Genomic DNA, 13,392 nt, shown 5'->3' on the forward strand with positions numbered 1-13,392 from the left:
ACGGTATTGGTGATAAAACGCTAGATATATGCGATTTATCAATAAAGTTTTAGTTAAAGGTTTAATCAAGATAATAAAAGTGTTTAGTGTTTGATATAAATCATCATTGACCGATTTGATCGTTGCTAATATGGCGTGGATTTCAATTAATAGGTTAATAGGTTCATCGTTATGCCACTCTCTCGTAAAAGAAACGTTCAACACAAAGTTCACATACCAGCATCGGCTCGTGAAAACCAATATTTATTGGCAAAATTTAAGATCACCGACAGCTTAATTGAAAAGGTCGCTGGCGCAATTGATAGCAATCAAGAACACGCATATTTAGATTTTTACAACAAGCTTTCAACACTGTTTTTTAACATCAATGAAGAGTTTGATATTGAAAGCGGTCAGTTTGTTGCCAATGATAAATTAGCCCGTGTTCGTTTTAGCCCAGAAAAACTAACCGCGCAAACAGCGCAACAAATTTTATTTTTATATAACTCTCGTTATCACCACAATCAAAACGCCTACTTTGATGCCAGTAAACAAGCGCGTAAAGTACACTTAGTATTTTTAGCGAATGGTGATGAAATCCGTCACAACTCGGCTAAGTTTCATCAAAAAGTCGTCCAAGCGATCAGCAAGTTTGCCGAACAAATAGACTTGCCTTTAGCTGCGATACGTATCAGCGATCATCAGCACTTAACCTATGATTTATTTGCAAAAGATAAAGGCATACAAGGTAATCAAGTGCATAAGTTGCGCAGCATCTCTAATCGTTACGCAGCGGACGATATTACGCTACCAAGCAATAGTGACGAGTTAACTTATGCCATAGCAGATATGCCTATCAACCGTCGCTTGCGCAAGCTAGTAGCACTAGATCATAGCGAAGGTGGGAATTACAGCCCACTTTATAACTATATTGCTGATGCTTTTATCAGCGCGGCGAAAAAACATCAGTTAAAAAATGGCGCTATTATTGCGAACGACCTAGTTCCCATTGTGCGTCGTAGTGAAGATGAAAACACCATAGCAAAAGGTGAGCTGCTGATGCTAGGTTATAACCCTAAAAATACCGATGGCGGTTATATTTGTAAATGGGCTGCCGATCAATTAGTTGATAACGTTCAATTTATTTTTGTTGCCAGTGAGCAAGATAAAACCAGTCATGGTTATGGTAAGTTTCTTATTCAAATCGAAAATGCGCTGCAAAGTATTGCCCAAAAACTTAACTATGTGCAAGATAAAGAAGAACTTACCGTGCGTTTTCATCAGCATATTGGCTTTTATCCTAATGCCTAACGGGGCGTTGTTCTTGCACCGTTAAATTTGGTCGAAATAAGCGCTTTAATCGTAGCAAGCAGTATGCGCCCTAGTCTCGCTATGCAAATACAGCTCAATTATGAATAATGCGCTTTTAGCCGCCAGCTTAGTTCCGTGCACTGCGCATTTTACCTTGTTGTCGCCGTTTTGTGGGCAGCAAACATAGCAAAGGCTTTGCTTGGGCTAGCTCGCCAACAGGCCTTAGTTAACGTTAAAAAATTGTTTAATCGTAAATTTGTTTGTGACACGCGAACCCAGATTAAGCTAACATATCGCCTATATTTTTTATCAAAGCTATAGCGATGAATGCCCTTGATTGATATCACACTGTTAAGCCTTTTTATTCCAACGTTTTTTATCGTCAGTTTAACCCCTGGTATGTGTATGACCTTAGCGATGAGTTTGGGCATCACTATTGGCGTTAGAAAAACCTTTTGGATGATGTATGGTGAGTTATTAGGTGTTGCTACGGTGGCCATAGCCTCAGTACTGGGAGTTGCCACGATAATGACAAAATTCCCAGAGCTATTTCAAACATTTAAAATACTCGGCGCCTTATACTTGGCCTATGTTGGGATTAATATGTGGCGCGCAAAAACTGAAATAGCCACTGATAACAACCAAAGCACACAGGCAATTAGCAAACGTAGCTTATTTCAACAGGGCTTTTTTACTGCCATTGCCAACCCTAAAGGGTGGGCGTTTATGGTGTCATTGCTGCCGCCCTTTATTAGTCAAACGCTGCCTTTAGCACCACAACTGGCGATTTTAGTGCTAGTGATTTTATTTTCAGAGTTTATTTGTATGACCTTATATGCCACCGGCGGTAAAACTATTAGCCAAATATTAGTCAAAAACAATAATGTGCAGTTATTAAATAAGATTTCAGGTAGCTTAATGTTGCTGGTTGCTGCTTGGTTAGCCATGAGTTAGCAGCAAAGTAGCGCTTTAATGGCGATAACTGACTATCGTTAGCGTTTTATTAAATGTTTTCTGTTCGCTTGTGGTAAAGGTTAGCCATATACGCCAGGTCATTTGCTCAGCCGCGCAGCTACCAACCAAAATATCCGCCTGAAAACTTTGTGTTTGAGTCACTTGTGATGTGACGCCTTTGGTGCTCTCTGTACTGGTGTCTGTGTCATGGTTAATCAGCGACTGACTGCGCGCAGCTGTTGCTAATTGCTGCTCAAAAAACAATGGAACTTTGCCCATATACATATCAACACCCTCAAGGTAACCACTGATGTGACTAATCTTTTCCGGCCCCTGATACTTGATCATCATACGCGAAGCTTGTTCTGCAACAATTTTATTAACATCAAATAGCAACTCGATATGACCAACGCCAAGGTCAAACTGACAATGACTTTGTGTTGTAAGGCATTGCCAAGTTTTAGCGTTTGATTTATTGCTCTGACTCGTCGACTCGGGTGCAGGTTTGCATGCACTAAGACCAACAACTAGCACAAACAATGGCAACAATTTTACTTTAATACTTCCAAACACCCTTCACTCTCCAACTAGTAGACTATTTTTGCCGCCATCATACACAAGCGGCAATGATATTTATCACTTTATTAGCCACTATTTTTGATTTGAAACAAATCTTGTTGTAATTGACTTTGCTATGATTTTGCTTATCTTGAACCGACTTCGCGAATTTGCCTGTGGAAAATGAATCAACAACCTGTGTTAAGTTAAAGCAAGCTAAACCTAAATACATTGACTGCGAAAATTGCTCCATGCAACCTATATGTCGGCCACTCAAAGCTGGCAAAACTGAAATATCTATCATGGATAGCTATTTATCTAAACATAACATTGTTAGTAACGCCACGCCCTTATTCCTTCATCAAGAACCGGCTGATGCAATATATGCGGTATGTGCCGGCTGTTTTAAGCTTACTGAGCAATCAGCAGAAAACAATGAAAAAGTAATAGGTTTTCGCTTTCCTGGTGAGCTTATTGGCGAAGATGCTATTCACAATCAACATTATCAATATAACGCGGTCGCGGTCGGTCATACCAGTGTGTGTAAAATTGATTTAAAAGAACTTAACGAATGTGGCAAATTAATGCCTGAACTGCAATTAAACCTAATTACGTTGTTGAGTAAACAAAATGCCATGTTGCGTGAGGAGTTTAGCTCTGTTGTCGCCAAACACACCGCTGAAAGTTTACTCGCGGCTTTTATGCTTAACTTATTTAAACGTAATAGTCGCTATCAAGAAAGCGGTACAAAGCTATACTTACCTGTTGGTCGCGATGCCATTGCCAACCATTTGGGGTTTCGGCGTGAAACCTTAAGTCGCATATTTTCAAAATTTCAACAAAAAGGCTTGTTGTCGATTCAAGCAAAAAACATTGAAATATTAGATTTAGCAAAATTAGAGCACATAGCATACAGTTAAGCGTTGTGTGCGCTAAGTCACCAAATCTAAATCACCAAATAATGACGCTCAGTCGCTCGCGCTTTACTTTTACTCAATCAGGCGCATTTAACATCGGCAATAATTGTCGCTTGCTATACTCGCTGTTTGCGCTAAATTAGCCTACTTTTAATAGTAACCTTTTCTAACAATTCAACTTATTTGCAAGCAATTGCTCTGACGAGTTGACGCTTTAAAATGCCACAAAATTTTTTTGTTGATTTAAATCAAGCTTTGCGGTTGATTTATGTCATTGGCGAAAGGTAAAATTACCGGGAATTTAGAATTACTCAATATTGAGTGTGACATTTATCACGGCTTCTCTGCACTTTTCTTTAAAAAATGTAAGTTTTTAAAGAATTTGCAAAATCTAACCTAGTAACGGAACAATAAAAATGACAACAACGCTTGATCATCCGTCCTATAACCTCAAAGTGGTGCGTCAATTCACCATAATGACTGTTATTTGGGGGATCGTTGGTACTTTAGTTGGTGTTCTTATTGCAGCGCAATTAATTTGGCCTGCTTTAAACTTTGACACACCATGGTTAACCTATTCTCGTCTTCGTCCACTGCATACCAATGCGGTAATTTTCGCTTTTGGTACCAGTGCCCTGTTTGCGACTTCATATTATGTTGTTCAGCGTACCTGTAAAACAGCACTCTTTGGTGGCAAGCTAGCAGCTTTTACCTTTTGGGGCTGGCAAGCCGTCATTGTTCTTGCCGTGATCACTTTGCCACTGGGATATACTTCAAGTAAAGAATATGCTGAGCTTGAGTGGCCAATTGATATATTAATCGCCTTGGTGTGGGTAAGTTATATTATTGTCTTCTTTGGTACCTTGGTTAAGCGCAAGGTCTCACACATTTATGTTGCCAACTGGTTTTTTGGTGGCTTTATCTTAACGGTAGCAGTACTGCACATTGGCAACAGCATGGTGATTCCTGTTTCTATGCTGAAGTCATACTCTATCTACTCAGGTGCCATCGACGCCATGATGCAGTGGTGGTATGGACATAATGCCGTTGGCTTTTTATTAACTGCTGGTTTCTTGGGGATGATGTATTACTTCGTACCAAAACAAGCAGAGCGTCCAGTCTACTCTTATCGCTTATCAATTGTTCATTTTTGGGCACTGATTTCATTATACATTTGGGCTGGCCCACACCACCTTCACTACACTGCTTTACCTGACTGGGCACAATCAGTTGGTATGGTAATGTCGATTGTTTTATTCCTGCCATCTTGGGGGGGTATGATCAATGGTATTATGACCCTATCCGGTGCATGGCATAAACTTCGTCATGATCCTATTCTTCGTTTCTTAATTGTCTCACTATCTTTTTACGGTATGTCGACTTTTGAAGGCCCTATGATGGCAATCAAGTCGGTAAATGCGCTTTCACATTATACTGACTGGACTGTAGGTCACGTTCACTCAGGCGCACTTGGCTGGGTAGCTATGGTATCTATTGGTGCCTTGTACCACTTGATTCCGGTACTTTATAACCAAGGCCGCATGTACAGCATACGCTTAATTAATGTGCATTTTTGGTTACATACAACTGGCGTTGTTTTATACATAGTAGCAATGTGGATTTCAGGCGTTATGCAAGGCTTGATGTGGCGCGCAGTTAATACTGACGGTACATTAACCTATAGCTTTGTAGAAAGTTTAACCGCATCATATCCATTCTATTTTATCCGCTTTGTTGGTGGTGTATTAGTGGTTGCAGGCTTTGTATTAATGGCTTACAACATGTTCAAAACTATTGGTGCTAAAGATGAAAGTCTTAAGCCTGTTGAAGTAGCTTAAGGAGCCAAAGCATGAGCAATAAACACGAAAAGCTTGAAAAAAACGTTGGCTTGTTTTTTATTTTTACCATTTTAGCCATCAGTATTGGCGGCTTGGTTGAAATTACCCCGTTATTTTTCCAAAAAGCCACTACCACGCCTGTAGATAATTTACGCCCTTATACGGCGTTAGAGCTAGAAGGTCGTGATATTTACATTCGTGAAGGTTGTCACGTTTGTCATAGCCAAATGATCCGCCCGTTTCGTGCTGAAACCGAGCGTTATGGTCATTATTCTGTTGCTGGTGAAAGTGTATGGGAACACCCATTTTTATGGGGCTCTAAGCGCACAGGTCCAGACTTAGCGCGTGTTGGCGGTCGATATAGTGATGATTGGCATCGTGCTCATCTCCTAGACCCTCGTTCTGTGGTACCTGAGTCAAATATGCCGTCTTATCGTTGGCTAGCTGAAACAACGCTAGATGGCGAATTAACGGCTAAAAAGCTAGAAACCTTTAATTTTCTCACCCGTAACCGTAGTCATAAAGACGAGCAAGGCAATAGCATTCCGCTTTACTCTGCTGAAGACATAGCAACGGCTAAGAAAGCAGTTAAAGGCAGAACAGAAATGGATGCAGTTATTGCATATCTTCAGTCTCTTGGTCATGCATTGAAGTAATGATGATGGACTACGGCACCCTTAGAGGCTTAATAGCCCTTTTAATATTGGCATTATTTATTGTTATTGTGGTTTGGGCGTATTCTAAAAAACGCAAATCGGCGTTTGATGAAGCGGCAAATTCAATTTTCGAAGAACCTAAAGACATAAATCGCGATAACAAAAATAACAAACAGGAGACTAATAATAATGTCTAGCTTCTGGAGTATTTGGATTACGGTACTAACCTTAGGCACATTGGTATTAATGTATTTAATACTGCGTATGTGTTTAAAAAACTTTGCTGGCGTAAAAGAAGGTGACCCAACAGGGCACAGTTACGACGGTATTGAAGAATTAAATAATCCGCCACCTAAATGGTGGAGTACGTTTTTCTTTTTAACCATCATTTGGGGTTTTGGCTACTTATTGCTTTATCCAGGTTTAGGTAACTTTCAAGGCTTATTAGGCTGGAAAAGCTCAAACCAAGGTGTTTTGAATTTAGCAGAGTCAAAAGCGAGTGCAGAACAAGCAAAAGCGGCTGGTAAACTTGTCCAGTACGATCGCGAGGTAGCTGCAGCTGATGAAAAATATGGGCCAATTTTTCAAGCTTATGCGGCACAAAGCATTGAAACTTTAGCTACTGACGAAGAAGCACTGAAAGTCGGTCAACGTTTATTCTTACAAAACTGTTCACAATGTCATGGTTCAGATGCGCGTGGTACCACGGGTTTTCCTGACCTAACCGATGATGATTGGTTATATGGCGGTGACCCAAAAACTATCAAAGACAGTATCATGCATGGTCGTAAAGCCAATGGTATGATGGCATGGAGTGCTGCATTAGGTGGTGAGCAAGGCGTTAAAGAAGTAGCGGCCTTTGTGTTGAGCTTAAGTGGTCGCGATGTTGACGTTCAGGCGGCAAAAGCCGGTGAAGCTAAATTTGCTATGTGTGCTGCATGTCATGGTAGTGAAGGTAAAGGTAGCGCTGAGATGGGCATTGCTTTAGGTGCACCTAACCTTACTGACAACATTTGGCTATATGGTGGCTCACAGCGTGCTGTTGAAACCTCGATTGCTAACGGTCGTGCCGGTGTCATGCCAGCATGGCAGCATATCTTAGGTGAAGAAAAAGTGCATGTGATCAGCGCCTACGTTTATAGCTTATCGCAAAAGTGATGCATTCGCGTCAGCGAATAATTTAGTAATATGAAACAAGGCCTTGGTGCTTAAATGCAGCAAGGCTTTTTTAATTCACTCGCTACAATTAAAGTACACTTTATTGATAGTTACGCCATCAGAAAAGTCGTATAATAGCGACATGCTATCGCAAGAAGAAATTTTTCATGAAAACATCTTGGTATAAGGAGCCTTGGGCATGGCTTGTTTTTATTTTGCCCTTCACTGCCGTGGTTGCGGGTATTGCGACCTTTATCATTGCTAATTCAAACCCTGACGCGCTGGTGGTCGGTGATTATTATAAGAAAGGCAAAGCGATCAATCTTGAATTAGGTAAAATTCGCCACGCTGAAAAACTTGGTATGCGCTTTGGACTGAAGCTTGAAGATAACTTCTTAACCATACGCCCAACGGGTATCGAAAAAGAGTTTCCGCTACTAAATGTTAATTTTTACCACCCAACCTTAGCCGAAAAAGACTTTTACCTTGCATTAACCGCTGATGGTAATGGTAACTTTACCCACTACTTTGATGAGAGCCATGACTTATCCGGTAAATGGCGCATCACCATTAGCCCGTTTGAAGATCATTGGAAAATACAAGCGAAAATCAGCTTACCTCAATCAAGCTTTATCCCCATAACACCGAATACTGCTGAAGCAAATTAATGAGCCTGTATTAATGAGTATAAATTGTTTTCATTGTGGTGAGTTTGTACCCAATGGCATTGATTTAATAACTAAAATTGACAATATCGCTCAGCCTATGTGCTGCATTGGCTGTCAGGCTGTTGCACAAACTATTGTTGACAATAAATTAACTGACTACTATCGCTTTCGCAGTGCGCCAGCACAAAAAGGTGAAGTTTTAGTACCTGAGCAACTGCAACGCAATGAGATTCTTGATGATGACAATTTACAAGATGAGTTTACCTATGTTCAAGATGGCTTTAAGGAAGCAATTTTAACCATTGATGGCATCAGTTGCTCAGCCTGTGCTTGGTTAATTGAAATGCAGCTAAGCAAGTTCAAAGGGGTTAAAAAGGTCAATGTTAATGCCACAACACAAAGAGCAACAGTGCGTTGGCAAGCACAGCAAATTAAGCTCAGTGAAATTCTCAACTTAATCGATAAAATTGGCTATCAAGCGTTGCCGTTTAAGGCCAGCAACGCCGAAACCATAAACAAGCGCCAAACTAAGAGCTTTATCAAACGCTTAGGCATCTCTGGTATTTTAATGATGCAAGTTATGATGATCGCGTTTGGCTTATACTTTGGCGCATTTTCTGATATGGCCGCGCACAATAAAGTTTACTTACGTTGGGCGAGTTTCTTCTTAACATTGCCAATTGTTACTTATGGTGCCTACCCCTTTTACAAGAGTGCGTTTTATGCTTTAAAAGCGCGGCAGTTGTCGATGGACGTACCGGTTTCTATTGCGATTTGTTTAGCGTTTCTTGCTAGCGTTTGGGCGACATTTAGCCAACGCGGTGAAGTGTATTTTGAATCCGTTTCTATGTTTACGTTTTTAATACTGATCGGCAAGTTTCTTGAGTTTAGGGCGCGTACTCGCGCAGCGGATGTCTCAGCCAACTTATTAAAATTAATGCCCATGACTGCCACTAAGCTAGAGCAAGGCAAAGAAAGCATTGTTGCTGCCGCGCATTTACAAGCGGGTGATACTATTTTGATTAAGCCAGGCGAAACCGTTCCTGCTGATAGCGTTATCATAGCCGGTAAAAGTCAGGTCAATGAAGCCATGTTGTCTGGCGAGCAACTGCCATTACATAAAACAGCTCCTGATCAGATTTATGCGGGCACCATTAACGGCGACGGTAACTTAAATGCGAAAGTTAAGCATGGCAATCAAGAGTCTTTTTTAAGTCAACTAATTCGCTTAAGTGAAAGTGCACAAGGATATAAACCTAAGCTTGCAAAACTATCCGATAAAATTGCCCAATACTTTGTCGCATTGATTTTATTTGTCGCCACTGTTACTGCAATCTACTGGTCACAGCATCAACCAGAGCAAGCATTTTGGATAACATTATCGGTGTTAGTAGTGACTTGCCCTTGTGCATTATCATTAGCAACGCCGACCGCACTAACCTGCGCGACTACGCGCCTCAATCGTGAAGGTATCTTAATAAAGTCGGCGCATGTTTTAGAAACCATGCCAGAAATTGATGCTATCGCCTTTGATAAAACCGGTACCTTGACCACTGGCGAATTTTCCATAACCACGATTAAAACCTATGGTCCCTTCGCTAAAGAAAACGGCCAAGACGGTGAACAACAAGTTTTGGCAATAGCTGCAGCATTAGAAGCGCACTCTGCACACCCGTTAGCAAAAGCGTTTAGCCATTATCGTGATTTTAATCAAACCGCAAGCCAAGTTGTGGTATCACCAGGTGCAGGCATTGCAGGCACGGTTAACGATTTCTCTTACCGAATAGGCAAAAGCTCTTGGTTACTTACGAATAATCAGGCGCATAGCGCCCAATGTGTACTAATGCAAAACGAGCAATTAGTTGCCGAGTTTTACTTAAGTGATAGTACCAGAGCAGATGCTCAGGCACTGATCAGCTATTTACAATCTGAAAAAGTCAAAACACTGATGCTCTCTGGCGATCACGAAGTTGGTTGTAACCAGCTGCAAAAACAGCTAAGACTCGATAATGTGCAAGCAAACCTGTCGGCCCAAGATAAAGTCAATGCGATAAAACAGCAACAAGCAACGCACACCGTTGCTATGGTAGGTGACGGTGTCAATGATACGCCAGTACTGGGTGCCGCACATTTATCTATTGCCATGGGCAGTGGTACCGACATTGCAAAAAATGGTGCGGATGTGATCCTACTGAGCAATAAGCTTAATAATATTGCTACCCTTAAACAAGTATCTGAACGCACCACCCGTATTATCAAGCAAAATTATCGTTGGGCTTTTGCTTATAACGCGGTGGTTTTACCCTTAGCGGTAATGGGGTATATTGTGCCTTACATGGCAGTTATTGGTATGTCAGCGAGCTCCATTATTGTGGTTAGCAATTCTTTAAGGCTATTAAAAAAATGAGTATTATTTACGTATTAATTCCCATTGCCATCCTGTTAACCGCAATAGGCATATATGTATTTTTCTGGGCGGTAAAAACCGAGCAATTTGAGGACTTAGAAAAACAAGGCATGAGCATACTGTTTGATGATGATAAAAACCTAAATCAAGCTAGCGCCAAAAACAAAGATCAGCACTCAAACAACCAGCTTGTCGCGGATAAACATACGGCACAGCAAAACAAAGATACTGGCAAGTTAAAATAAACTAATGAGTCTCGATTTATTTTCCGCATTTGTCATTGGCTTATTAGGCTCAGGGCACTGTATTGTCATGTGTGGTGGCATCAGCACTATGTTGACAACGGCTATATCCAATAACCTTGCACAAAAAAAATACGTTATTGTTTTAGGCTATCACTTGGGTCGAATTGGCTCTTATAGTGTCATTGGCGCTCTGGTTGCCTTTACCAGCTCGATGGCGGCAAAGAATATCGGCATACCTATCGCGTTTTTAAAAACCATTGCCGGTATTTTTCTAATATTGCTAGGACTATACCTTGGTCAATGGTTGATGTGGCTCAGCCGTATTGAGCGTTTAGGCAAAGGCTTGTGGCGTCATATTTCGCCAATAACGAAACGCTTTATTCCTATCAAGAACCTAAAAAGTGCCGTTTGTCTTGGCGCACTTTGGGGCTGGCTGCCCTGTGGTTTAGTGTATTCAACCTTGACCTGGGCACTGGCAAGTGCCGACGCACTAAATGGCGCATTAATTATGCTGTTTTTTGGTCTTGGCACCCTACCTGCATTATTCACCGTGTCTTTGGGTACACTCAATGTCAAAGCCTTATTAAGTCATTCATTATTTAGGCAATTAGCCGCTATTTTACTGCTGACATACGGCATTTATACTATACTCATTGCATATTAATAGCGCATCTAATAATATATACATCATTAAATTTCTTTGGCTATTTTAGGGACATTATGAGTAATAAGTCTTGTGCTGAACAGCAACATATACATTGTCAAAATTGCAGTATTAGCGAACTGTGCCTTCCTTTCTCCCTTAACGACAAAGAGTTAGACACCCTAGATAATATTATCGATCGTAAACGCCCGATTCAAAAAGGCGAGCAAATATTTAATGATGGTCAACCTATGCATGCCCTGTATGCAATTCGCTCTGGCACCTTTAAAACCTATACCGTCAATGAGCAAGGGGAAGAGCAAATTACTGGCTTTCATTTAGCTGGAGACCTACTCGGTTTTGATGCCATTGCCGAGACTGAGCACCCAAGCTTTGCTAAAGCGCTTGAAACGTCAATGGTGTGTGAAATTCCTTACAACACCCTTGATGCTCTTTCGAACAATATGCCGAAGCTGAAAAAGCAAATTTTACGCATGATGAGTAGCGAAATTCGTGAAGATCAGGAAATGCTAACCTTATTGAACCGTAAAAATGCTGAACAGCGTTTAGCAACCTTTATTAGTGCCTTAAGTAGCCGCTACCATGCCCGTGGCTTATCCGCCACTGAGTTTCGCTTAACCATGACCCGCAGTGATATTGGTAATTATATTGGCTTGACGGTAGAAACTATCAGCCGGTTATTAAATCGCTTCCATAAGAACGGTTTAATTCAAGTCGATGGTAAACTTATTATCATTTTAGACAGCGAAAAATTAAACCAATGCGCGGCGCTGTAAGTTAACACTAACCACTACGCTTCAGCACACCACAAGACTTCCTTATCTGAGAGTTTCACGCTATGCTTAACGTGAAACTCTCTTTAGTTTTGACCCGATAATAATTTGATTTAAAACAACTATTATTGTTTCAAACTAGACTATTGTTATATATAACCAAGGCTTTGGTTAAATACTGTAGGCAATTGATATAGGAATTTACTATGGAAAAGTATCAAAAAATTCTCGCGGTTGTAGACCCAACCACTGAAGATCAAAAAGCATTAAAACGCGCTATTGAATTAGCCCAAAAAACGGGAGCAAGTATTACCGCGTTTTTGACTATCTATGACTTTTCTTATGAAATGACCACCATGCTATCTAGCGATGAGCGCGATGCCATGCGCCAATCGGTTATTAACGATCGAAAGCAATGGTTAAATTCACTAATTGCTGAACTAGACTTAAGCGGTTTAAGCGTGGATTGTCAGGTGGTTTGGCATAACCGCCCGTTTGAGCAAATCATAGAGCAAGTACTGGAAAACGGCTATGATATTGTCATTAAAGGTACCCATCAACACGATAAATTAAAGTCGGTTATCTTTACACCAACTGATTGGCATATTCTGCGTAAATGCCCTTGCCCGGTACTGTTAGTTAAAGAACACTTGTGGCCAGATAACGGCAACATTTTAGCGGCTGTAAATATTGGCAGTGAAGAAGATGAGCACAACTCCTTAAACGATAAAATTACCGCCGAAGCTAAGCAGTTAACGAAAGTGATGAAGGCAAATTTACACTTAGTAAATTCCTTCCCTGGCACCCCGGTCAATATTGCCATTGAAATTCCTGAGTTTAATGCCACTGACTATAATCGCGCCATGTTAGAGCACCAACAAAACGCCATGTTAGAACACGCTAAAGCGTTTAATATTGCTCCAGAAAATACTCATATTAAAGAAGGCTTGCCAGAAGATGTTATTGAAAGTGTCGCCAATGCATTAGATGCAGAGCTCGTTATTTTAGGCACTATTGGTCGTACCGGCTTGTCTGCAGCACTGATTGGTAATACAGCTGAGCATGTGATTGATAGGCTTAATTGCGATGTATTGGCACTAAAACCTGACGGTTATGTATCACCACTTGATGTTAAATAAACGTAAGCGTCCGGTGATCAGCACCTAGCTAAGCTTTACATTCCAAGGTAGCAGAGCTTCAACATCAACATTTTGATCACTGAGTTGTTCAAGACAATAAGCAACATAGTCGAAAGGAGTTAAAC

General features: G+C 40.9%; 14 protein-coding genes. 13 read left to right on the forward strand and 1 reads right to left on the reverse strand.

The genetic code is table 11. From position 1 onward, the window contains the following. Nucleotides 1–171 precede the first annotated feature (171 nt). Both B6K83_RS15485 and B6K83_RS15495 read left to right on the forward strand, forming a co-directional pair. Nucleotides 172–1,290 (forward strand): DUF3083 family protein, encoded by a 1,119-nt coding sequence (locus B6K83_RS15485; protein ID WP_085285774.1) that lies wholly within the window; start codon nt 172–174, stop codon nt 1,288–1,290. Between the two features lie 333 nt (nt 1,291–1,623). Further along, nucleotides 1,624–2,244 (forward strand): LysE family translocator, encoded by a 621-nt coding sequence (locus B6K83_RS15495; RefSeq protein WP_085285791.1) that lies wholly within the window; start codon nt 1,624–1,626, stop codon nt 2,242–2,244. Nucleotides 2,245–2,259: 15 nt separating this feature from the next. Here B6K83_RS15495 and B6K83_RS15500 read toward each other — a convergent pair whose 3' ends face one another. Next, nucleotides 2,260–2,817: a hypothetical protein gene (locus tag B6K83_RS15500; RefSeq protein WP_085285776.1), complete on the reverse strand. Its 558-nt coding sequence runs from the start codon at nt 2,815–2,817 to the stop codon at nt 2,260–2,262. A 236-nt stretch (nt 2,818–3,053) separates the two neighbouring features. Between B6K83_RS15500 and B6K83_RS15510 the strand changes: the two genes are divergently transcribed. From B6K83_RS15510 to uspE, 11 genes are all read left to right on the forward strand, one after another. Further along, complete coding sequence (locus B6K83_RS15510; protein ID WP_085285778.1) at nt 3,054–3,722, forward strand: Crp/Fnr family transcriptional regulator; 669 nt, start codon at nt 3,054–3,056, stop codon at nt 3,720–3,722. Between the two features lie 413 nt (nt 3,723–4,135). Further along, the gene (gene ccoN / locus B6K83_RS15515; protein WP_085285779.1) at nt 4,136–5,557 is read left to right on the forward strand and encodes a cytochrome-c oxidase, cbb3-type subunit I; all 1,422 of its coding nucleotides are present in this window, start codon (nt 4,136–4,138) and stop codon (nt 5,555–5,557) included. 11 nt (nt 5,558–5,568) lie between these two features. After that, a complete protein-coding gene (ccoO, locus tag B6K83_RS15520) occupies nt 5,569–6,213 on the forward strand; it encodes a cytochrome-c oxidase, cbb3-type subunit II (RefSeq protein ID WP_085285780.1) in 645 nt (214 codons plus the stop codon). A gap of 5 nt (nt 6,214–6,218) precedes the next feature. Continuing rightward, nucleotides 6,219–6,410, forward strand: a complete 192-nt coding sequence (locus B6K83_RS15525) for a cbb3-type cytochrome oxidase subunit 3 (protein ID WP_085285792.1) — start codon at nt 6,219–6,221, stop codon at nt 6,408–6,410. Further along, nucleotides 6,403–7,371: a cytochrome-c oxidase, cbb3-type subunit III gene (gene ccoP, locus B6K83_RS15530; protein ID WP_085285781.1), complete on the forward strand. Its 969-nt coding sequence runs from the start codon at nt 6,403–6,405 to the stop codon at nt 7,369–7,371. The genes B6K83_RS15525 and ccoP overlap by 8 nt, the downstream gene beginning before the upstream one ends. A gap of 167 nt (nt 7,372–7,538) precedes the next feature. Next, entirely contained in the window at nt 7,539–8,039 is a 501-nt protein-coding gene (locus tag B6K83_RS15535; RefSeq protein ID WP_085285782.1) for a FixH family protein, read from the forward strand. A 13-nt stretch (nt 8,040–8,052) separates the two neighbouring features. Then, nucleotides 8,053–10,446 carry a heavy metal translocating P-type ATPase gene (locus tag B6K83_RS15540; RefSeq protein ID WP_085285783.1) on the forward strand — a complete coding sequence of 798 codons (2,394 nt, stop codon included), beginning with the start codon at nt 8,053–8,055 and terminating at the stop codon, nt 10,444–10,446. After that, nucleotides 10,443–10,691, forward strand: a complete 249-nt coding sequence (ccoS, locus tag B6K83_RS15545; RefSeq protein WP_085285784.1) for a cbb3-type cytochrome oxidase assembly protein CcoS — start codon at nt 10,443–10,445, stop codon at nt 10,689–10,691. Before B6K83_RS15540 ends, ccoS begins: the two co-directional genes overlap by 4 nt. Before the next feature lie 4 nt (nt 10,692–10,695). Then, nucleotides 10,696–11,355, forward strand: a complete 660-nt coding sequence (locus B6K83_RS15550) for a sulfite exporter TauE/SafE family protein (protein WP_085285785.1) — start codon at nt 10,696–10,698, stop codon at nt 11,353–11,355. A gap of 56 nt (nt 11,356–11,411) precedes the next feature. Beyond that, nucleotides 11,412–12,131, forward strand: a complete 720-nt coding sequence (fnr, locus tag B6K83_RS15555; protein WP_085285786.1) for a fumarate/nitrate reduction transcriptional regulator Fnr — start codon at nt 11,412–11,414, stop codon at nt 12,129–12,131. Between the two features lie 203 nt (nt 12,132–12,334). After that, nucleotides 12,335–13,267, forward strand: a complete 933-nt coding sequence (uspE, locus tag B6K83_RS15560; protein ID WP_085285787.1) for a universal stress protein UspE — start codon at nt 12,335–12,337, stop codon at nt 13,265–13,267. Nucleotides 13,268–13,392: the final 125 nt, after the last annotated feature.

It is taken from the genome of Colwellia chukchiensis (genome assembly GCF_002104455.1).
Taxonomy (GTDB): Bacteria; Pseudomonadota; Gammaproteobacteria; order Enterobacterales; family Alteromonadaceae; genus Cognaticolwellia; species Cognaticolwellia chukchiensis.

Excerpts from the sequence above, each read along its gene's own strand:
- B6K83_RS15485 (WP_085285774.1), top strand. The coding sequence starts at position 172 with ATGCCACTCTCTCGTAAAAGAAACGTTCAACACAAAGTTCACATACCA.
- B6K83_RS15510 (WP_085285778.1), top strand. The coding sequence starts at position 3,054 with ATGCAACCTATATGTCGGCCACTCAAAGCTGGCAAAACTGAAATATCT.
- ccoN (WP_085285779.1), top strand. The coding sequence starts at position 4,136 with ATGACAACAACGCTTGATCATCCGTCCTATAACCTCAAAGTGGTGCGT.
- ccoO (WP_085285780.1), top strand. The coding sequence starts at position 5,569 with ATGAGCAATAAACACGAAAAGCTTGAAAAAAACGTTGGCTTGTTTTTT.
- B6K83_RS15525 (WP_085285792.1), top strand. The coding sequence starts at position 6,219 with ATGGACTACGGCACCCTTAGAGGCTTAATAGCCCTTTTAATATTGGCA.
- ccoP (WP_085285781.1), top strand. The coding sequence starts at position 6,403 with ATGTCTAGCTTCTGGAGTATTTGGATTACGGTACTAACCTTAGGCACA.
- B6K83_RS15535 (WP_085285782.1), top strand. The coding sequence starts at position 7,539 with ATGAAAACATCTTGGTATAAGGAGCCTTGGGCATGGCTTGTTTTTATT.
- B6K83_RS15540 (WP_085285783.1), top strand. The coding sequence starts at position 8,053 with ATGAGTATAAATTGTTTTCATTGTGGTGAGTTTGTACCCAATGGCATT.
- ccoS (WP_085285784.1), top strand. The coding sequence starts at position 10,443 with ATGAGTATTATTTACGTATTAATTCCCATTGCCATCCTGTTAACCGCA.
- B6K83_RS15550 (WP_085285785.1), top strand. The coding sequence starts at position 10,696 with ATGAGTCTCGATTTATTTTCCGCATTTGTCATTGGCTTATTAGGCTCA.
- fnr (WP_085285786.1), top strand. The coding sequence starts at position 11,412 with ATGAGTAATAAGTCTTGTGCTGAACAGCAACATATACATTGTCAAAAT.
- uspE (WP_085285787.1), top strand. The coding sequence starts at position 12,335 with ATGGAAAAGTATCAAAAAATTCTCGCGGTTGTAGACCCAACCACTGAA.